The organism is Marvinbryantia sp. (assembly GCF_047017445.1).
GTDB lineage: Bacteria > Bacillota > Clostridia > Lachnospirales > Lachnospiraceae > Marvinbryantia.
Genome location: NZ_JBKXTT010000012.1, coordinates 23076 through 41650 on the forward strand (window position 1 = coordinate 23076; position 18575 = coordinate 41650).

The window sequence follows — 18575 nt, forward strand, 5'->3', positions numbered from 1 at the left end:
AAGGAGGAAACGAATGGAAGGACAGGATAGAGGCAGCTACCGGGCAAGAATCCGGGCGGAAACCGAAAAGATCCAGCCTGGGGAGGTGTTTGATACACCGGATTATAAGAACCTGCTGAGGATTCTGGCGAGGGAACTGACCGGCGGCCGTCTGGACAATGTACGGTTATATCAGAACCCATACGAAAACCGGATGGGCTGGTGTGACGGAAGGACGATTGCGATTAATTATGGAAATGCAGTGCTGGAAAGCTTCCATACACTGCCGCAGAAGAATCTCAGCCTGATCGGGACGTTGGGACATGAATGCGGGCACAAACGGTATTCCGATTTTGCCCTGCGGAAAAAGTACCTGGAAGGGATGCTGGAGGGAATCTGGTATCCGCATCCACCAAAGGCGGAGACGGCTCAGGAAGAGGAAAGCCTGGAACAGATGAAGGGCTATTTCCTCCAAAAAGATCCGGACGTGATGGCGCTTCTGGTGCAGGTGGCGGGGTATCTGGACAACCTTTTGGAAGATATTTATGTAGAAGAAAAGATGTGTGCCCTGTTTCCGGGAAGTGTGCGCAGGGGGATCCTCCTTAACCGGGAAAGAAACGTGGAGTGGATCCCCACCCTGCGTCAGCTTTTGGAGGAAGGAGAGGATCCCGTTTCTATTTTGATGAACCTGTGCGCCCAGTACACCCTGTCCGGGCGGATCAATAACTGGGATAATGAGGAAAGCGTGCTTCTGGATACGTTAAAAGAGCTGATGCCGGTGATCCAAAAAGGCATTACAGGAGAGCAGAAAAGCACCCGTTTTCTCGCTGTGAACCGAATTCTTTTGAAAATCTGGAGCTATCTTTATGAGATCATCCGGAAATTGGAAGAAGAGAAGAAGAAAAGAGAACAGGATCCGCAGGAGAATGGGCAGCAGGATGGAGCAGAAGGAAATGGACAGGAAGGTAATGGAAAGGATGAAGAAAAAGACGGCGAAAAAGGCGCAGACCAGGAAACGGAAAATGGAGCGTGTCCCAATAACCAGAAAGGAGGCGGCAAACAGCCGGAAAACGGCGGCGGAGAAATCCCGCAGGATGGATCCGGCCAGTCCGTCAGCTCTGCTATGGAGGAATATTTAAAGCATCTGGCAGGGCGTATCCCGCAGTTTATCCAGGAGCCGGAAGGGGAATCCCTTTTTTACGGTTTTCCGGAGGATACAGTATGGAGCGGGAGCTGGGAGCTGGAGGCAGAGGAATCGGAAGAACCATCTGCCGCCGCAGGCAGGGAAGAGCAGAAAACCAACCATGCCAGGCTGCCCGACGCGGAAGGAAAGCTGTGGGAGATCCTGTTCCTGCTCGCCAGCCGGCGCGTGGATGCACAGATCAATGCGGAAATAAACCGTCGGCTGCAGAATGAGATAGACGGTATGGAGTTTGACAAAGGGCATGAAAAGGTGAAAAAGCAGGTCTGCCGGATGTACGAGATTACGGACAGACAGAAATGGCAGTATGGGTTTTATGAGGAAAAGGCAAAAGCAGCGCAGAAACGTCTTCGGAGGTTTTTACTGCCGGTTTTCCAGAACCAGGGAGCAAGGTCTGAACGGCGGCTTTTCATGGGACGGCGTGTGGATATGCAGAATATCGCAAACCCGCAGGGCGCGATCTTTAAGAAGGAATATCCCGGAAAGCATCTGGATCTGGCGATGGCGGTACTGATCGACATGTCGGAATCCATGATGTACGGAAGGCTGGAACAGTCGAAGCTGGCGGCGCTCTGCCTGTATCTGTTCTGCCAGAAAGCAGGGATTCCGATCATGGTTTACGGACATCATACGGACGGTTATTCCCACAGGCGGTTGGAGGAGGAAACCGTATACCTCCATTGCTGTGCGGAATTTGAGCCGGATAAGAATGACTGCTACCGGATCGCTGCCCTGCAGCCGCATGGAGCGAACCGGGATGGCGTAGCACTGCGTTTCATTGGGGAAAAGCTCTCCAGACGGCCGGAACGGCACAAGCTTCTGGTGCTGATCAGCGATGGGATGCCGAACTCGAACCAGTACCGGGGCAAGATGGCAAAACAGGATCTAATGGAGGTAAAAAAGAAACTGACAGGCAGCGGGATTGCGTTTGTGGCGGCTGCGATCGGTGCGGACAAGATGCAGATCCGGGAAATTTACCAGAAAGCGTTTCTGGACATTTCCGATGTGGAAAAAATCCCGGATGCTCTGGTAAAAAAGGTCGTGAACTACGTGAGGAGGGTTTAAATGAAAGCGAAAGGAAGAAATAATGGAGAAAAGGACTGGAGCCAGGAAGTGTCAAAGCAGATTGGTGTATATAAAACGCAGAATGCGCTTCTGGAGCTGAATAACTGTATGCGCCCGGCATCCCCGTTGGTACCCTGGCATATCCATGCGGAAGGAAGGGAAGATGAGGAAGGCTATTCTTTGATCCGCGTGGTGATGGTGGACTATTCGGACCGGGAGAATACGAAAAGCGTTTACGCAAACCTGAGTCCGGAGCTGGTGAAGTATCTTTATACGCAGATCGCTTGGGGATTGTCAAATTTTTCTTATTCCCAGCAAAAAATCTTTCATGAAGAGGGTGCGGGACCAAAAGATGGCATCGTTACCTGGTTCTCGATCAACCGGAGTGTTCGTGACGCCCAGGGGAATGAACGGAGGATGCCATGGACAGTACGGATTCAGAATGGATATGGCAGGATCGCACATAACAAAAATGGAGGACAGTTCTGCGAAAAGGGCAGCTATCAGGTCGAGAAGGATGTATGCATCAGCCTGCGGGACGAGGACATCTTTGCCTTGTTTGCGCGGGCGGAAGCAGTGATCCGTGCATTTGAACAGGATTCCCCATTCCGTAAGCGGAACGCAGGAAACTTCCAGAAGCTGTACAAGATGCTGGAAAAACTGATCCTTGAAAAGTCGGCGGAGATGCCCATGGACCGGGCTGCCTAGCAGGTATGGAAAGGAGCAGGCATGGGAACAGAGGATTTTAAAATGAAGGAAATGCCGGAGGTATCCCGGATGCTGCGGACAGGCTATGTGATCGAACTGGATGAAAAAAGATATTTTTCCGGTTGGAGGGCAAAACGGATCTGTACAGGAATAGTGGAACGCGCCAGGTATTTTTCAAAGATGGGACAGGCGGAACGGTATGCGAGACAGAAGTTGGGATTTATCGGACTTCGCATACATATCTGCCGGGTATGCTGGACGCTGGTAGAAACAGAATCGTTGGAGGACAGCTGGCGGCTTATTAAGGAAAAGGGAGACGCGGTAAGATTTTCCACCTATGAGGAGGCAAAAAACTATCAGCGGGAGAACTCCCTTTGGAGAACAACAATGATCGAGCGTTATACGTTCCGGGAAAAGGATGTTTCCCTGGCGGCGTAAAGCGCGATTTTAGGGGCTGGAGACAGCCCCTTTTTGAATGGAGGAATTTTATGGAATGGAAGATTTTTGAAGAGCGGCTGGATATTCCTCTTTATCGGCAGATGGAAGAGCTGGTCTATCTGACAAGTACAAAGGAAGATAAATACCAGCGAAGACAGGAAAATGAAAGATATGCGCTCTTTGGGGAAAGTACAGAAAAGACGATGGAGGAAGCGTATGGGCTTCATTATCCGGGTGAAGTGCTGGAGCGTCTGTGGGAGCGTCGGGAAGTTACGGCAAAGGAACTTAAGGCTTTAGGGTTTGCGTTGGCAAAAACGAAAAACCTTCAGGAAGAGGGGCTGTTCATCGGAAACCAGTTGCCCGTATTCTTAAAAAAGCTGTATGCGCTTCCGGAGGATGCGTTTCTTTTGGGAATCCGGTATCTATTGGAGGAAAGGGAGAAAAAACAGTTTTACGAAGCGCTTTTCTCTTATCCCTACGAAGAAATCGCGGAGATCCTGTTTGTGCTGTCGATTTTGCCGGAGGATGACGACTTTTGGGAAACCGTAAAAAAGAAGCTGAATGCGAAACTGGGGACAGATAGGGAAATTTCCGTATATGAAAATTCCGGCGTATATCAGTATCTGGTACAAAATTTCCAGTTCCGTATGAAAGGCTACCGGAAAAAAGACCTGGATGTGCTGAAATATCTGATGCGCCTGCCCTTTGGAAGCATCTGCGGAAGCGGGAGGCTTGCAGGAGAAAAACTGATGGAAAATGGGTATGCCAGCGAAGAAGCTGCGTATCTGAATTATTTTCTGATCAGGGAAACAAACCTTCCCGGAAGAATCGATACAGACAGTATAACGGCGGAAAAACTGGCGATCGAGGTATGCCGTCAATTTCTGAGTGCCGAACGGGAATATCCGGATCTGGCATATGAACTGTGCAGCCAGCTTTGTGCAGCTTACCATTCGTTTGAGGTGAAGGTACAGGGATTTGCGGGGATTACAGATGTACTTGCAGAAGAGATAGAGGTTAAAAATGTGAAGGCATTCCAGGTTCTGTATCCGTATTCGGACAAATCAGGGAAAGAACACTGGAAACGGCTCCGTCTGACAGACTCCAAATGGGACGTGCTCTATTCGGTGCTGGAGAAGAAAAAATATGATGAATGTGTGCTGGAAACCCTGGAGTGGGAAACGGATGGGAAAAAGCTTGCAGAGAGCCTGACACATTACCGGGAACTGACGGGAACGGATTACCGGAAGCGGTTCTGGGAACAAGAACACTGGAAACAGCTCACAGTGTTCCGCCATCTTGCGGAACCTGGATTGATCCCGGTGACAGGGCTTATGGAACAGTTTCTGGCAGAGTATCAAATGGATGAAAAAACGGCTGTGGATAAATGGAAGAATATGCTCTATTATCTTCACAGCTATATGAAAGGTATCCAGTCTCAGGAATCCTATGCTATGCTGGAATGTTATGTGAAGGAAATGGGCATCAGGGACATAGCAAATGCATTTTCCGTGACAGAATTGTTGGAGGGCTGTTTTAAGAATATTTACAGCAATTACAGCCGTTACTGGGAACTGGATTTGTTCCGACCGTTTCTGGAACCGGAAGAACACCGGCATTTTTTTACGTGGCTGGATGATTACGTCTTCCAGAATTATACGGAGTATTACCAGAGTTTTGTGTTCCATATCCTTTCCAGGGAGGAAAACCTGCTATGGTTTCCCAAAGAGGAGGCACAGGCGGTATATTCCGGCCTTCGGGAAAAACTTGGCGATCAGAAGATGCCGAGCATCCTCCGTAAGATTTATATGACGGAAGAGGAACAGCAGAAACTAAAAGACATGGAAGAGCTTTTGGAAGAGAGAAGGGCGCTGAAAAAGCAACTGGACAAGATCCGGGATATGAAAGCTGCTTTTTCCAAAATGATTGCGGGAAGCAGGAAGAAGGCCGGGCAATTTCTAAAAATCCTTGCTTTCGTGAATTACAGCGATCTGGAAGAGGCAGAGGACAGCGCGGTTTCCTATCTCCGTTCTCTTTTCAGAAGAGGACAGGTGTATCTTTATAACGCAGAAGATATGGGAGAATTAACTGGGCTTCTGTCCAAACTTTATGCATGCGGAAAACTGGAACTGAAAGAGGAAAAGAAGTTTGTGAATGAAGTGGAGGAAATGCAGAATGAAGGAACAGATATTAAGGCACCTACAGACGGTCAACAGCATGAAGGAAGCCAGACTCCCGTATGAGTTTGTGAAGAAATTTGGCGAGAAGGGCTGCGCAGAAGTCAGTACGAAGATCGTGGAATCCGGGGTCAGCCATGTTGTAGAAAAGATGTCAGAGAACAGTAAAAAATATCTGATGAAAGATGGAGCTGTCATTGATGCAATCAGGCAGATGGACGGATCGGATATGGAGCTTCCGTTAAAACGTCTGGAGAGCCTGTTTTTACAGGCAGGAGATAAGAGGCTTTCCGAGCTTTCATACATGGATATTCAGGAAGTACTGATGGATGAGGAAATCCCGGAAGCCATCCAGTACAATTTCCTGAAGTATTATAAAAGAAGGGAACTGCCGGAAGGAATGCGCAGCCTGCTGCTGAAAAATCTGGAGAAATACCGATTTTATGTCAAAATTGACATGGGGCAGCTTACGGAGGACGAACGGGGGCTGTTGTTTCTGCCGCTGTTTTCTTCACAGCTGCTGGATTCTTTATGGGATATACGGGATACCTGGAGCTATCTGCAGCAGCCAGGGGTTCTTCCGCTGATGCAGATGATCCATGTGCTTACAAATAATACCTGTATGTTAAAAGAAGCGCAGTTTTTACAGATGGCAGGAAATGCGGAAGAAATCAAAGAATTACTGGAGAAGGTGCTGGCATTTTGGGAAGAGGAGCAGCGACAGGATTTTATGCGAATGTGGTTGAACAATGCTTCGTTCCTCACTGATTTAAAGCACCTGATAAGGGTGCTGCCGGACCTGGATGCAGGACAGAAAGAAAAAATGCTGGAAAACAGGATTTCTTATGCAGCAATGACATACCGGGCGGATTTGGATGGGGTACCGATTGATGCGCTTTCAGACAGGCATGTGAAAATTCTTCTGTATGCGATCGTAACAGGGAAGAGACACTTCCTTGCGCTTGTAAAGGAACACAGTGAGGAATTTCTCGCACTGTCTTCATGGTCTTTGCTGCTGGACGAAGATATTTACCGGAATTATCTGAACCTGAATACCTTGAATGAGAAGAATCTGCGGGATGGTTACGCTCTGATCTTCGGGAGAAAAGATGCGAAAAAATATCTGAACCGGGAAATCTATACGTTTGAGGAACTGAAAACGCTGGCTCCTTTGCAGGTATCTTATCTTCAATTATATGGTTTCCTGGAATTGGAAAGGAGCGATGACCGGATGCGTGTGCTGCGGGAACTGGTAAAACGGGGATGCCTTTCTGATGCTATGGAAGAGACGGCTTTGCAAAAGCTCGCCGGGCGTCTGTCAGAAAAGCCGTTATCGTCATGGATGCAGGAAGAACTGGGGCATATTCGGGACCTGAAAGCAAAGGTGTCCGTAAAACTGCTCGCGGACTGGGAGGATTACCAGAATTATATTCCGGAAGTGGAGAATGAACGGCAGGTGCTCTACCTGATCCGCAACCGGAAAACGGTAAGAAACTATGATTCCTTCGGACAGTTCCAGAAAAAAATGCTGCAGGAGGATGCGGCTTGGCTGTGGCTAAAGGAGATGCTTCCGATCTCCGATGAATTTGTGGAGCGGTTTGAGCAGAGGATCCGCGAATTTGTGTATGAAGGCGAGGCTGAGATCGTCTATCAGTTCTGTCAGGGAGAAGAAAACCGGTTGGAAACGGTGAGGCGTCTGGTGACAGCCGAGCTAATGGGTGAATTTGAAAAACTGAAATACCATGAAGCGGACCTGGAAAGGGAGATCGCCTATCCGGTAGATTCCAGCATGGAAAAAATATGGCGTGAAAATCTGAAAAGGAAAGATAATAAATATGAAATATGGGAGGAGGACCGTTTTATCCCGATGCTTCAGATCGGAGAAGTTCCGATGTCTACCTGCTTGTCTTATGTGAATGGTATTTATAAAGATTGCCTGCTGTCCTGCTTTGATGCAAACAAAAAGGTGCTGTACCTGGCAAAAGAAGGAAAGATCGTATTCCGGGCACTTCTGCGGCTGACAAAGGGTTCCGATACACCAAAGCCTGTGAAAACGCAGAAAATTGAATTTGTGGATCTGGTCAAAGAGGCGCAGAAAAAGGAAGAGGAGGGAAAGGAGGAATTGATCCTGTTTCTGGAGAGACCGTATTTTTCCAAAATCAGCGGGGAAGAGGAAGAAAGTGCGGTGGCCCTGGCTTATCAGGTCGTACAGGAAAAAGCAAAAAAACTGAATGCCCGTATTGTGATCAGCACAAGCTATGAAAAATATGAATCATCAAAAGCATTTCGGAGTGCGGAGTATTATGTTTACATTTCTGCATCGAAAAACGGGAAACAGTATCTGGACAGCCTGCATGGAGAGGCGTCCGTAAGCAGATCTGGCTCCTATGGGAGAAACTGGTTTTTGATGATGGAGGACAAGAGAGGGGAATGTGCGGCATGAGTTTGACATTCTTCTGTAGAAATCACTATGGCTTATCTGGGTATCACCCAGAACAGTGAAAAAATTAGAACATGTCGGCAAAATGGGGTATTTAGAAGATACACTTTTTGAAATTCGCGGGTTACGCAAGTTGAAAAAATAAACAAATCCACATCTTTTGGTACTGAAAATGACTTGAAAACAGGGCATTTTTGAAAAGATGTGGATTTTGTAAATTATAATTTGTTATTTGGGAGAATTCATATTTGAGAGGATTCGGATTGATATGGTAGCCTTTCTATGTTATATTTGTGGCAGGAAAAGGTTGGCAGTGTCTTTGGAAAATTAGAAGCTGCAAAAAGATATGTTCGTGGGGGATATGACGTGGTTGTAGATGGTATCATAGGGCCGTGGTTCTTGAAGCCATGGCTAAACATTGTTCAAGAGAAGAATCAATGTGCGAGCGATTTTGCAGTCTTGGGCTATATGAATCGAATGTTATAGATACGACAACACTTTCAATCCAAGATACTGTTTCCGTAGTAAAAGAGAAAATTTCAAAAAGAATGGCGTTACTATCTTAAAATAATTTTTATACAAGTAACTTCCCGTTTACAGAATACTGATGGAAGGGCAGAAAAATGCTATGAACATGTACGAAGAGATGGATAAAGAGACAAAGGAAATGCTGTTGGATACACTGGCGGAGCTCACTTTGTCCGGGAAACAGCAGTGGGAGAAACTGGATTATATTCCGATTTCTTTTATTGAAGAGCCGGATAATTATGGGGAACTGGCTGGAACGGAAAAAGTGGAGGCTTTTATCAGCCAGAGTTTTGAGATGGAGGGAGCTTTTAACGGGCGCAGGTACAGCCTGGAACTTATGGAGGAGATTGATTTTCCTTCTAAGAAAGGGAATATTTCTGGAATACTTACTTATGGTGGTGAACAACGGGGAAAATATGACTTTGCTTTGTCGTTTGATAACCGGTATGAGGATGCTCCGGCGGACTGCTTGAAAGAATTGTTTGCGGATTCTACTGCTGTGAAGCTGGCAGAAGCGGTGGTTTCTCTTTTTGAAGGAACCGAGGCTGTGGAAGAAGGATTTTCCTATGCGTATTTTGTAGTTCAGGATGTGGGTAGGAAATGGAAACGGATGCCGCTGGTGAAGCTGGGCGAGAAGTTAATGAAAGAAAAGAGAATAGCTGATTTCCATAGGATAGTTCTGGATATGGAATACCGAGAGAAACTCCAGGAAGAGGTTTGAGGAAGCTGTGAAGAGCGAAAAGTTTAGTAGTGGTCGTAATACATTTTACGCAAAATCCCCCAATAAGGGTTAGTATCTCCCAAAATCCACTCGTATTTGGGAGAAAAATAAACATGATGGGAGAAACTTATAAGGAAAAGGAATGTCCAGTTGTTGACTTAGTATGATGTTTTGCTATGCTGATAATAGATAAAGAGGTGACTGAGATGGCAAGTACAGATTCGCACAAGGCATTAACGGAGTCTGAATTATTAGAAAAGTTAGAAAAATCACGCGAACACGCAGCGCAGGGAATGTTTAGGGATGCTGAGAAGGTTTCTCGTGATATAAAAGAGAAATACGGATTATAGAAGAAATGTAAAAACAGGAGACGCATCCGGCTTAGGGTGTTGTCTCCTGTTTCTCTTCGTCTTCATCCGGAACATATTCCATGATGTCTTCTACCTTGCAGTGAAGAATCTTGCAGAGGGTGTCTACCGTGCTGGTCTTGATAACCATATTGTGGCGCAGCCGGTGGAGCTGCGCTTTATCAATGCCATATTTTTCAATCAGCACATACTGGCTGATGTCTTTTTCTTTTAATGTGAGCCACAGACGGTCATATTTAATCATTCGTTTTCACCTCTCTTTTTATTTTAACGGTGTGTCCCGGTTAAGAATATGGTGCGTATCCGCACCATAGAACCGGAGAAAAAAGAACATTGCAAAAACGGCGTTTTTTACAACGTTCTTATTGGACGGTATCATTTGGAATGTATTCCATAATATCCTCAATACGGCAGTCCAGAATCTCACATAGCCGGTCCAGGGTGATGGTTTTAAGAACCATGTTTTTTCTCAGCCTTTGAAGCTGGGCTTTATCAACCCCGTATTTGTAGATGAGGTCATATTGGCTGATTCCTTTTTCTTTCATGGTCTTCCATAAACGGTCATATCGGATCATTTGATCGCCTCCCTTCTCTTGCATTTTAAATAGCGTCTCTTTATAATGATATGGTGCGTATACGCACCATAAAGAAAAACGCAGGAGGAATGAAAAAGTGGGAAAACGAGGGGGATTGTGTCTTACGGTGCTTTTATTCGGAGCTTTTTTAGGATGTGGCAAAGTACACACAAATATGCCAAAGATAAAGGAAGAAATGGAGACAGAGGAATTCCAACTGGAAATATCCTCATCTGTAGAGCAGGGGGAGTGCTATATTTGCGGGGAGCGGGAAGATAGTTTAATGCCCTATTATGCAAAGCGTGATTCCATTGGCATTGTCCATTGGAACCAGCCGGCAGTTACAGATTCGGAAGTGCGGGCTTATGATGATGATGGACAGGAGGTGTTTGGACAGGATGGTACGCGTATGAGTATCGACAGTTTTGGGGAAGGGTATGGAAGTATCTGGGTAAGCGGAACCCCGGACAGAGGTTATACAGACATAAAAATCCATTGCAAGAAAGAGGATGAAATAGATTTAAGCGCGGCAAGCAAGATTTTGTGCCAGCGCTGTCTGGATCAGGTAGTAGAATTCTATACAGACCAGAAGAATTATGGGGACGATAGCAGGCTTGCGACAACAGGATATTGTCTGGTGGATTTTACGACAAGGAAATTGTATACCCTGTCAGATCCATATCGCGGATATTTTATTAGAGATTATTATGTTACTTACGACATTGAACAGGAAGCACAGGACGGGGAAGGAGAAATTGATATTTTCCTGGCGTATATGCCAAAACGGGAACCGCAGGCAGTGATAAAATAAAAGATAAAACAAAATATAGAATTGGAAAAGTTGACAAACACAATATATTGTGGTAGATTGTAGATGGATGATAAATTGTGCATAGAGCTTTTGTGCAGAAAATTTGGTTCCGGCGGTGAGGCCGGGAGAATAATTTCAGGGAATCCTTTATCATGCAAGAATGACATCAAAAATCTGAAAATGGGTTTTTGGTGTCTTTTTTTATGCCTGTATATGGAAAAAGGGTTTGTAAGGAAGCATTTATGCGAATGGAAAAAGAAGGAGGGAAGCAATCATCCGAATAAAACCAAAAGAAGATAAAACATATTTGCGGATAACAGATGGAAATATGGATTTTTGAAGGAGAAGGGAGCGCATGCCCTTCTTTTCTTTATGGAAAGAATCTGGTATCCGCAGACGGGATACCGGCATTTGTTATCGGCGGAAAGGAGAAGACATGGTTGATCTATTTGCGGATATCCCGGAGGAGATTATTGAGAATACGCTTCAGGTGATCCGGGACAATTTGGACAAGGTAAATCTGTATGGGGGACATACGCTGCGCAAACATGCGGATATTCAGGTACAGGCGCTGCAGTTCCGCTTAACCCAGGAAGACATCCGGTATGCGACATCTTTTTGGGATATGGAAGTGGCGGTAGCTGTTGCACAGGAAATGATGCGGATGTTTTTTGATGAAGAGATTACATTCTGGCTGCGGAGCAGCTATAGCGACTGCCTGCCCCTGGTAAAACGGTTTGAAAAAACGGTAGGCTACGGTTTTCGGAGAGGTGAGAACATCTTACGGGAAAATCTGAAAAAAGCCTGCCTGGTTCTGGTAAAAGACCAGGATGCAGACTGGGGATTTCGGATACTTACCAGTTATCCCATGTTTTAAGAAAGAGGGAAGAGATGAAAATACAGGTATTGATGGCGGTAAAGGAAGGGATTGCACGGGGAAAGCGGATTGATTTTGCGTTGGATGAGAAAAGCAGTCTGTACATTGCTTCCTGTGAAGGAAAGGCTTTTGGGGTTGCGAAAAAGCTTTTGCACGGAAGAAGGCGTCATTTGAAAAATCTTAGCAATTCCTTCAGCGGAGTGGCGGTTAAGGTAAGCCCGGAAAGCAGAAACATGGAAGTCAAGATTATGCGGGAAAGGAGAGGACAGGGAACGGGTAAAAACTGTCTTGGATAAGCAAAGGCGGTGTATGGCATGAGAGATGAAGAATATGCTGGCTATTGCTGCCTGGTGATTGCTATTTTATGCGATCTGAATGCAGATGAAGCCAGAAAAATGTACCAGTACGGGCCGGATCACCCGCTCTGCCGGAAAATTCGGCAGAGGAAAGTAAGCAGGGCAGGACTGGAAAAACTTGACCGGAAACAATCCGGTGAAGTGATGGCAGAATTATTAAGCCAGGGGTACAGCGTGGATGCAGTGGCAGAGGCTTTTTTCTGCTTCCCATCGACAGTCCGGCGGCGGGTAAGGGAATTTCGGACCAAAGGAGAGGAGGAAAGTGATGCACCTTCATAAATTTGCGGACATGGTTTCTTTTGCTGAAGCCGCATCATGCGGCACACTTCCGGCGACGGAGGAATACCGCATTTTTTTTAAGAAGCTGCACCCGGCCCAGTTTTTAAATTCGATCATCCGGATCCCGGTTTATGAAGTGAAGTATTCCTATTATACGAAGCGAGGGAATTACCGTGTAGCGTATAAATATATGTTCGTACAATTGGAACACGAGGAACTGGACATGGAAATAGAGATGGCGTTTCGGGATTGGGTGACGGATCTAAACAAACAGAAACCTTACCGTGGGATTTCCAATGCAGAAATTCTGGAAATCCGTCTGGTGGCCTATGCAGGACTTCGGATTGGTTTCTAAAAACGCTTTGTTTCTTCGCTTCCTAGGGGACAGCCTGGGTTGCCGCTTAGAAAGGCCGCGATTGCGCGTGAGTCTTTTGATAAAAGGAATCGGTCAGGCGGTGTAAAAAGACACACCGGAAAGCATGGCTTTTCCGTCCAAAAGCAAAATCACAGGCAGAGGACGGGGAAGGAATGGAGCAGCTTAGTTTATTTCCAATCGAGGAAAAAGTGGAACGTGCAGTGCAGAATTTAAAAATGTTTGAAGCTACGGCGCTCAGGATGCATCCGGACGGATATTATCTGGCGTTCAGCGGCGGCAAAGACAGCCAGGTGATCTATCAGCTTGCAAAAATGGCGGGGGTAAAGTTTACAGCTCATTACCATGTCACAACGGTAGATCCGCCGGAACTGGTGCGATTTATCCGCCGGGAATATCCCGAGGTGCGTATAGAACGGCCGGAAACGACTATGTGGAAACTGATTGTCCAAAAAGGGTTCCCGCCTACAAGAAAGGTACGCTATTGCTGTTCGGAATTAAAAGAACGGGGCGGCGAGGGATGTTTTGTAATTACCGGTGTCCGATGGTCGGAGAGCCGGAAGCGAAAGAGCAGAGGACTTGCGGAACTGTCGGGGAAAAAGAGCGCAGAGGTCATACTGCTGAATAATGATAATGATGAAAAACGGCGGCTCATAGAAAACTGCCAGATCCAGGGAAAACGGGTGTTAAATCCGATCATTGACTGGAGCGAAGAGGAAGTATGGAGCTTTATACACCAGTATGTCCATACTTATTGTGAACTGTATGACCAGGGGTTTACAAGGCTTGGATGTGTTGGCTGTCCGCTTGCTTCGGTTAAGAAGCGGGAGAAGGAGCTGGAGCGGTATCCGCATTTTCGGGCGGCGTATCTGAGAACATTTGAGAGGATGCTGGAAGCAAAAGAACGGACCCGTGTGGCGGACAACCGCTGGGAAACGGCAGAGGATGTCTACGCATGGTGGATGTATGGGAATGAAAAAAAGGAAGAACAGGTGCCAGGTCAATATTTATTGAACCTGCAGCCGGAAAGGGGAAAGGTGAATGGAGAGACGAAGGTAAAAGGAAAGAACAAGAAGGAATGGCAGGATTTGTATCAAAGGCGCATGGCTTTATGGCAGCACATCCATGACTATGGCGCATGGGAACAGATGTGGGCAGATGGCGTATCACTAAACATGCTTCGCCAGGAGCTTCTGGAGATACAAACGGTTCTGCTCTCATATGGCGAAAATGCAGAAGTACCAAAGGAGATGCCGGAGGGCTATATGGCCGGGGCGGAACGCATCCGTAAAGATGCGTCAGCCAGCTTAAAGTCATACATGGAATCCGAAGATTACCGCTATCTGTGTAAGATGGAAAACGGTTTAACGGACGCACAGCGGAAAAGGACAGGGATTACTGTTGCTCTTGGAACCATCCGCAGCCTGGAACTGGCGGTTAAAAAAGACGATTTGGTTATTATGCGGGAAATGGGAGAAGCAGGAAAGTTTCAAAGAACCCTGACAGAAGCCGCAGAGCAAATAAGGCAGTATCTCCTGGAATGCAAAGAAAAAGAAACAAAGGAAAACACAGAGGATTGGCAGTTAGACGGCCAGATGAGCATTTACGATCTGGTTGCCTGATGGAAAGGAGAAAACGAATGGTAGATCAAAAGATAATCTCAGGTATTTTTACCGATTTCCGGAACCTGTATATTGGAAAATCAGATATGGGGATCCTGGAACTGTGCAGGAAATATGAAAACCACCCGATGCTGATGGGTCTTTTCTTCGGTATGGAGGACGCGGTGAAACTCAATGTGCCGCAGGCCATGAAGGAGATCTACGATATTTATAAGGAGTACCGCGGACGGGATTTAGAGGATGCGGACTGGGAAGAAATCGTGGACAGAACCAGGCAGATGGTAAAAAAGCGGGAAAGTAACGCGTGGTACACAAGGGTGACGTTAGAGATGGTGAATCTTTTGGACAGCGATGCCCAGGAGAGGCACAGGATCGCAAAGGAAGTGGAAAAAGAGATGGAGGCGGCCGCAAAGGAAATGGAAGCGGCGTAAATCTGTATGGCAGGAGGGGGTAGCCCCTCCTTGCGTATTATAATAGGAGGATTGATCTATGTTAGAAAAGATTGTGAGTAATGTGGCAGAATTAAATGCGGCGGCGCAGCATCTGCGCATGGAAAAAGACATGGAAGGCATCAAGGCGCTTGCGAGGGCTTGGGCAGTTCCTTACCAGCATACGCAGGATTATATCGAGGGAAAACGGTACCGGCTTGCGGACGTGCCTGTTGCAAAAGGGGATTTTAAATTTCCTTCTGAAAAACTGCGGGAGGAAATGCTTGCGTTGGACGATAAGTATTTTGCAGACGTGATCGGATGGCATATTACCAGATTATGCCGTGATGACGAGGAACTTGCGGTGCAGGTGTTAAAAAGCCACAAGTCCCTTCAGCACTGTATGGATTTCATCACAGAAAAGGCATACGAAGTGGCACTGGGGCAGGCAAGGGAAAAGGGAATGGAGCGCATCCAGGCAAATACGGGGCTTGCGCTGACGGAAAAAGAAGTGTTTCCGTGGGCGGAAGAGTATTACCGGAAGGAGGATGAAGAGGATATAAAGAAAAAGGAAGAGGAGGAAAAGAAGAAGATCCTGGCGGAATGGGAGCGAAGAGAACGGCCGGCTGTAAGTGAAAAGAAAGCGGAAACCAAAAAGAAAAAATCGGGGAATAGAAAAACAAAAAAAGCAGAGAAAGAAACGGAGACTTCTTCCGCACAGAAAGAACAGGAAGCTTCCGTAAAAACGGAAAAGAAAAAAGAAGAAAAGAAAAAAGAGGAAAAGAAAGAATACGGCCAGATGTCATTATTTGATCTGCCACAGTAAAGCGGAAGGAGGAACGGTGTGCTTGCGTACAAAGGCTTTAGAAAAGATTTAACCTGCAGAGGATACCAGTTTGCCCGGGACAGGGTAAATGTGACCGAAAAAGCAAACTGTAAGCAGAACGGGTTTCATTGTGCGGAAAATCCCCTGGATTGCCTGAACTATTATAGTGATTGGCGAAACTCCGCATATTTTGTCGTGAAGGCAGAAGGGGATCTGGATGAAGATGGATGCGACAGTAGAATCTCGTGTACGCATATCCGGCTGTGCAAGGAACTGAATATGCAGGATCTGCTGCTTCATGGATTAGGCTATATGGTCCGGCATCCGGAGCGTTCATGGAATAGCTACGTCAGAAAGGAAGAGGGCATAGGCGAGAATGGTTTTATTGTTGTAAGAGGGAAGCATCCAATCGCTTCCGGAAGCACGGGAGATATTCTTGCCATGGCAAAAGAAAACGCGGACAGCAGCCAGATACAGGAGGTCGGGCTGTTTGTGGTGGATGAAAAAAACTACTTTTCAAATGTATGGTATGACGTAAATGGGAAGGATACAGGGAGAAAATCAGCATGAAGAAAAAACAATTATTGGAATTGCCGGTGATGGGGCTGACAGAGGCGATGCTGAATCAGGCGTTAAAGGAAGAACGGGTAAAGGGATATGGCTGGCCGGAAGAAGTCGCATTTAAAGTAGCGTATTATTTCCGTGCGGCAATAGAACAAAAAATACTGAAAGTAGAGATCTATTTTACAGGACAGCTGCAGAAAGGACTTAGGAAGCCTGCGTACCGTCTCTTTTTTGATAATGAAAAAAACGATTTTACCACATTTTGTACGAAAAATCAGAAATGGACACAGGCAAGGATAGACAATCTGGCAGGAGTCCGCTGTAGATGGGATGAAAAAATGAAGATGGAAAGTGACGAGAAGAAAAGTCTCATGGATTATCTGGGGATTACATCACTTTCAGAGATGGAATACTGGCAGTGGAAGGTCCGTGATACGCAGCGGCGGGAGCCGTTTACCCGCAGAGCAGAGCGATGGGAAGCGCTGTTCCGGAAGATCAGACCCCTTCCAAAAGACTGGGAAACCTGGCTTAGAAAGCATGTGATCCAGGAACACTATATGTTTTATGAATACCGTAAGAAGGGTCCCATGATTGGACGATGTACCCGCTGTGGGAAGGAGCAGGTATTAGAGCGCCCCAGATATAACCAGAAAGGCGTCTGCAAAAAATGCGGTTGCGCTGTTACCTTTAAATCCACTGGAAAATGCGGACGGTTATTGTCGAAGGAGTATACGGCCCATCTGCCGCAGCGGATAGAAGGCGGTATCGTGTTCCGACAGTTTACAGTCCATTCATCCTGTGGGGGCGGGCAGACAGATGCAATGAGGATTCACTTCGCAGAAGAACGGCGCGCTCTTTATGATAGGTCCGGAAATGGGAGGGCGTTTTACTTCGGAGAGTATAAAGACGGAAAGATGCATTGGATCGAAACGGAATACGGTGACACAGCTTCCCTTATTTACCGTTACAATCCCTGTTATTATGTGGCAAAAGGTGTGATTTACAGACGAACTTTATCAGACTTGTCCAAGAGAGAACTGAAAAAGACGGGTTTTATGGAGTTGGCGCGGTCTGGGAAAATTTTTTCACCGGAGCAGTACCTTATGCGGGAAAAGGAGCATCCCATTATTGAAAAGCTGGCAAAAGCAGGGTTGACGGAATTTGCCTGTGACATGGTAGAAAGCAGGGGATGGGTAGATTTTCCGCATGATGGGGAGCTGCATAAGTGTCTTGGCATCAGCAGGAGCCAATTAAAGAGGCTTAGACGGGAGAACGGAGGCTATCATTACCTGGAATGGATGAATTTTGAGCGGGTATATGGCAAAACGCTCGAAGATGAAGTGATCCGCTGGTTTCTGCGGGAGGAAATTGAAACGCAAGACATTACTTTTATTGAAGACCGCATGAGCCCGCGGCAGATCATGAATTATCTGTCCAGACAGAAAGAGAAGATGCCGGAGGAATCACATGCTTCGATCCTGCGAATCTGGAAAGACTATCTGAGTATGGCAGAGAAGAATGGGGCGGATATAAAGGATGCCATCATTTACCGAACACCGGAACTGCAGAAACGGCATGATGAAATGGTCCGGAGGATGGCGATGGAGAAAATCAATGTGCGGGCACAGAAGATACTTCTCAAATATCCGAATGTGAATGAGGTACTGGACTCTTTAAGGGGCAAGTATGATTACCAGGATGGTGCTTATGCCGTGGTGGTTCCCAAAAATCTGGCAGAGCTGCTTTATGAGGGAGACACGCTTCAGCATTGTATTAACAATACAGAGCATTATTATGAACGGATCTCAAAAAAAGAGTGCTTTCTTCTGTTTCTCAGACGCGCCGATGCGCTGGAAATCCCGTATTATACGCTGGAGGTAGAGCCGGGCGGAACGATACGTCAGAAGCGGACGAAATATAACCGTCAGAATAAGGATATTGAGGAAGCTTCCACATTCTTGAAAAAGTGGCAGAAGGTAATCCGAAAGAGAATGTCCAAAGAAGATATGGCTCTTGCAAAAAAGAGCCGGCAGCTTCGAAAGGAGGAGTATAGAAAGCTGCGGAAAGACCAGGTACGGGTCGGACAGGGAACGTATGGGGGACAACTGCTTGTTGACCTTCTGGAAGCGGACCTGATGGAGATACAGGAAGCGGCATAAAGGAATTGAAAAGGTAATAAGGAATTGAAAAGGCAATGCGGCAGGGAACGTTTCCTGCCGCAAAACTGATTGGAGGGAAA

Annotated in this window: 19 protein-coding genes and 1 pseudogene; 18 read left to right on the forward strand and 2 right to left on the reverse strand. The window is 46.6% G+C overall.

Annotated features, from left to right (window positions below):
• The first annotated feature begins 13 nt into the window (after positions 1-13).
• From ACLU9Q_RS13695 to ACLU9Q_RS13730, 8 genes and pseudogenes are all read left to right on the forward strand, one after another.
• On the forward strand, positions 14-2245 hold the full coding sequence (locus tag ACLU9Q_RS13695; protein WP_412625446.1) for a cobaltochelatase CobT-related protein: 2232 nt from the start codon (positions 14-16) through the stop codon (positions 2243-2245).
• The gene (locus ACLU9Q_RS13700) at positions 2246-2953 is read left to right on the forward strand and encodes a hypothetical protein (RefSeq protein WP_412625447.1); all 708 of its coding nucleotides are present in this window, start codon (positions 2246-2248) and stop codon (positions 2951-2953) included. It abuts the gene before it with no gap.
• 21 nt (positions 2954-2974) lie between these two features.
• Positions 2975-3391, forward strand: a complete 417-nt coding sequence (locus ACLU9Q_RS13705; RefSeq protein WP_412625448.1) for a hypothetical protein — start codon at positions 2975-2977, stop codon at positions 3389-3391.
• A 50-nt stretch (positions 3392-3441) separates the two neighbouring features.
• Entirely contained in the window at positions 3442-5634 is a 2193-nt protein-coding gene (locus ACLU9Q_RS13710) for a hypothetical protein (RefSeq protein ID WP_412625450.1), read from the forward strand.
• Positions 5567-8011: a hypothetical protein gene (locus ACLU9Q_RS13715; protein WP_412625452.1), complete on the forward strand. Its 2445-nt coding sequence runs from the start codon at positions 5567-5569 to the stop codon at positions 8009-8011. The genes ACLU9Q_RS13710 and ACLU9Q_RS13715 overlap by 68 nt, the downstream gene beginning before the upstream one ends.
• A 324-nt stretch (positions 8012-8335) precedes the next feature.
• A pseudogene (locus ACLU9Q_RS13720) lies at positions 8336-8574 on the forward strand (hypothetical protein); the annotation flags it as partial.
• A gap of 62 nt (positions 8575-8636) precedes the next feature.
• Positions 8637-9257 carry a hypothetical protein gene (locus ACLU9Q_RS13725; protein WP_412625454.1) on the forward strand — a complete coding sequence of 207 codons (621 nt, stop codon included), beginning with the start codon at positions 8637-8639 and terminating at the stop codon, positions 9255-9257.
• 206 nt (positions 9258-9463) lie between these two features.
• Complete coding sequence (locus ACLU9Q_RS13730) at positions 9464-9607, forward strand: hypothetical protein (RefSeq protein WP_412625455.1); 144 nt, start codon at positions 9464-9466, stop codon at positions 9605-9607.
• 31 nt (positions 9608-9638) lie between these two features.
• Here ACLU9Q_RS13730 and ACLU9Q_RS13735 read toward each other — a convergent pair whose 3' ends face one another.
• Together ACLU9Q_RS13735 and ACLU9Q_RS13740 are read right to left on the reverse strand one after the other, a co-directional pair.
• Positions 9639-9869, reverse strand: a complete 231-nt coding sequence (locus ACLU9Q_RS13735; protein ID WP_412625456.1) for a helix-turn-helix domain-containing protein — start codon at positions 9867-9869, stop codon at positions 9639-9641.
• A gap of 118 nt (positions 9870-9987) precedes the next feature.
• A complete protein-coding gene (locus ACLU9Q_RS13740) occupies positions 9988-10200 on the reverse strand; it encodes a helix-turn-helix domain-containing protein (RefSeq protein ID WP_412625458.1) in 213 nt (70 codons plus the stop codon).
• Positions 10201-10297: 97 nt separating this feature from the next.
• On the opposite strand from ACLU9Q_RS13740, the gene ACLU9Q_RS13745 reads away from it, so the two are divergent.
• The 10 genes from ACLU9Q_RS13745 to ACLU9Q_RS13790 all read left to right on the forward strand — a co-directional run bounded on the left by ACLU9Q_RS13745 (position 10298) and on the right by ACLU9Q_RS13790 (position 18495).
• A complete protein-coding gene (locus ACLU9Q_RS13745; protein ID WP_412625459.1) occupies positions 10298-11011 on the forward strand; it encodes a hypothetical protein in 714 nt (237 codons plus the stop codon).
• Between the two features lie 436 nt (positions 11012-11447).
• Positions 11448-11888, forward strand: a complete 441-nt coding sequence (locus ACLU9Q_RS13750; RefSeq protein ID WP_412625460.1) for an RNase A-like domain-containing protein — start codon at positions 11448-11450, stop codon at positions 11886-11888.
• 14 nt (positions 11889-11902) lie between these two features.
• A complete protein-coding gene (locus ACLU9Q_RS13755) occupies positions 11903-12184 on the forward strand; it encodes a hypothetical protein (RefSeq protein ID WP_412625462.1) in 282 nt (93 codons plus the stop codon).
• An 18-nt stretch (positions 12185-12202) separates the two neighbouring features.
• The gene (locus ACLU9Q_RS13760) at positions 12203-12523 is read left to right on the forward strand and encodes a hypothetical protein (RefSeq protein WP_412625463.1); all 321 of its coding nucleotides are present in this window, start codon (positions 12203-12205) and stop codon (positions 12521-12523) included.
• Positions 12510-12878 carry a hypothetical protein gene (locus ACLU9Q_RS13765; RefSeq protein ID WP_412625464.1) on the forward strand — a complete coding sequence of 123 codons (369 nt, stop codon included), beginning with the start codon at positions 12510-12512 and terminating at the stop codon, positions 12876-12878. Before ACLU9Q_RS13760 ends, ACLU9Q_RS13765 begins: the two co-directional genes overlap by 14 nt.
• A gap of 173 nt (positions 12879-13051) precedes the next feature.
• Positions 13052-14518 carry a phosphoadenosine phosphosulfate reductase family protein gene (locus tag ACLU9Q_RS13770; RefSeq protein WP_412625465.1) on the forward strand — a complete coding sequence of 489 codons (1467 nt, stop codon included), beginning with the start codon at positions 13052-13054 and terminating at the stop codon, positions 14516-14518.
• A 17-nt stretch (positions 14519-14535) separates the two neighbouring features.
• Positions 14536-14949 carry a hypothetical protein gene (locus ACLU9Q_RS13775; protein ID WP_412625466.1) on the forward strand — a complete coding sequence of 138 codons (414 nt, stop codon included), beginning with the start codon at positions 14536-14538 and terminating at the stop codon, positions 14947-14949.
• 58 nt (positions 14950-15007) lie between these two features.
• Positions 15008-15772 carry a Cas9 inhibitor AcrIIA9 family protein gene (locus tag ACLU9Q_RS13780; RefSeq protein ID WP_412625467.1) on the forward strand — a complete coding sequence of 255 codons (765 nt, stop codon included), beginning with the start codon at positions 15008-15010 and terminating at the stop codon, positions 15770-15772.
• Positions 15773-15790: 18 nt separating this feature from the next.
• Positions 15791-16342, forward strand: coding sequence for a hypothetical protein (locus ACLU9Q_RS13785; protein ID WP_412625468.1), 552 nt, complete (start codon positions 15791-15793; stop codon positions 16340-16342).
• Entirely contained in the window at positions 16339-18495 is a 2157-nt protein-coding gene (locus ACLU9Q_RS13790; RefSeq protein ID WP_412625469.1) for a PcfJ domain-containing protein, read from the forward strand. Before ACLU9Q_RS13785 ends, ACLU9Q_RS13790 begins: the two co-directional genes overlap by 4 nt.
• Positions 18496-18575 lie beyond the last annotated feature (80 nt).

What these genes read in the sequence shown, in the direction of transcription:
- ACLU9Q_RS13740 (WP_412625458.1), bottom strand. Translation starts at nt 10,200, where the DNA reads ATGATCCGATATGACCGTTTATGGAAGACCATGAAAGAAAAAGGAATC.
- ACLU9Q_RS13775 (WP_412625466.1), top strand. Translation starts at nt 14,536, where the DNA reads ATGGTAGATCAAAAGATAATCTCAGGTATTTTTACCGATTTCCGGAAC.
- ACLU9Q_RS13700 (WP_412625447.1), top strand. Translation starts at nt 2,246, where the DNA reads ATGAAAGCGAAAGGAAGAAATAATGGAGAAAAGGACTGGAGCCAGGAA.
- ACLU9Q_RS13725 (WP_412625454.1), top strand. Translation starts at nt 8,637, where the DNA reads ATGAACATGTACGAAGAGATGGATAAAGAGACAAAGGAAATGCTGTTG.
- ACLU9Q_RS13760 (WP_412625463.1), top strand. Translation starts at nt 12,203, where the DNA reads ATGAGAGATGAAGAATATGCTGGCTATTGCTGCCTGGTGATTGCTATT.
- ACLU9Q_RS13780 (WP_412625467.1), top strand. Translation starts at nt 15,008, where the DNA reads ATGTTAGAAAAGATTGTGAGTAATGTGGCAGAATTAAATGCGGCGGCG.
- ACLU9Q_RS13730 (WP_412625455.1), top strand. Translation starts at nt 9,464, where the DNA reads ATGGCAAGTACAGATTCGCACAAGGCATTAACGGAGTCTGAATTATTA.
- ACLU9Q_RS13755 (WP_412625462.1), top strand. Translation starts at nt 11,903, where the DNA reads ATGAAAATACAGGTATTGATGGCGGTAAAGGAAGGGATTGCACGGGGA.
- ACLU9Q_RS13710 (WP_412625450.1), top strand. Translation starts at nt 3,442, where the DNA reads ATGGAATGGAAGATTTTTGAAGAGCGGCTGGATATTCCTCTTTATCGG.
- ACLU9Q_RS13735 (WP_412625456.1), bottom strand. Translation starts at nt 9,869, where the DNA reads ATGATTAAATATGACCGTCTGTGGCTCACATTAAAAGAAAAAGACATC.
- ACLU9Q_RS13695 (WP_412625446.1), top strand. Translation starts at nt 14, where the DNA reads ATGGAAGGACAGGATAGAGGCAGCTACCGGGCAAGAATCCGGGCGGAA.
- ACLU9Q_RS13750 (WP_412625460.1), top strand. Translation starts at nt 11,448, where the DNA reads ATGGTTGATCTATTTGCGGATATCCCGGAGGAGATTATTGAGAATACG.
- ACLU9Q_RS13770 (WP_412625465.1), top strand. Translation starts at nt 13,052, where the DNA reads ATGGAGCAGCTTAGTTTATTTCCAATCGAGGAAAAAGTGGAACGTGCA.
- ACLU9Q_RS13790 (WP_412625469.1), top strand. Translation starts at nt 16,339, where the DNA reads ATGAAGAAAAAACAATTATTGGAATTGCCGGTGATGGGGCTGACAGAG.
- ACLU9Q_RS13765 (WP_412625464.1), top strand. Translation starts at nt 12,510, where the DNA reads ATGCACCTTCATAAATTTGCGGACATGGTTTCTTTTGCTGAAGCCGCA.
- ACLU9Q_RS13705 (WP_412625448.1), top strand. Translation starts at nt 2,975, where the DNA reads ATGGGAACAGAGGATTTTAAAATGAAGGAAATGCCGGAGGTATCCCGG.
- ACLU9Q_RS13715 (WP_412625452.1), top strand. Translation starts at nt 5,567, where the DNA reads ATGAAGGAACAGATATTAAGGCACCTACAGACGGTCAACAGCATGAAG.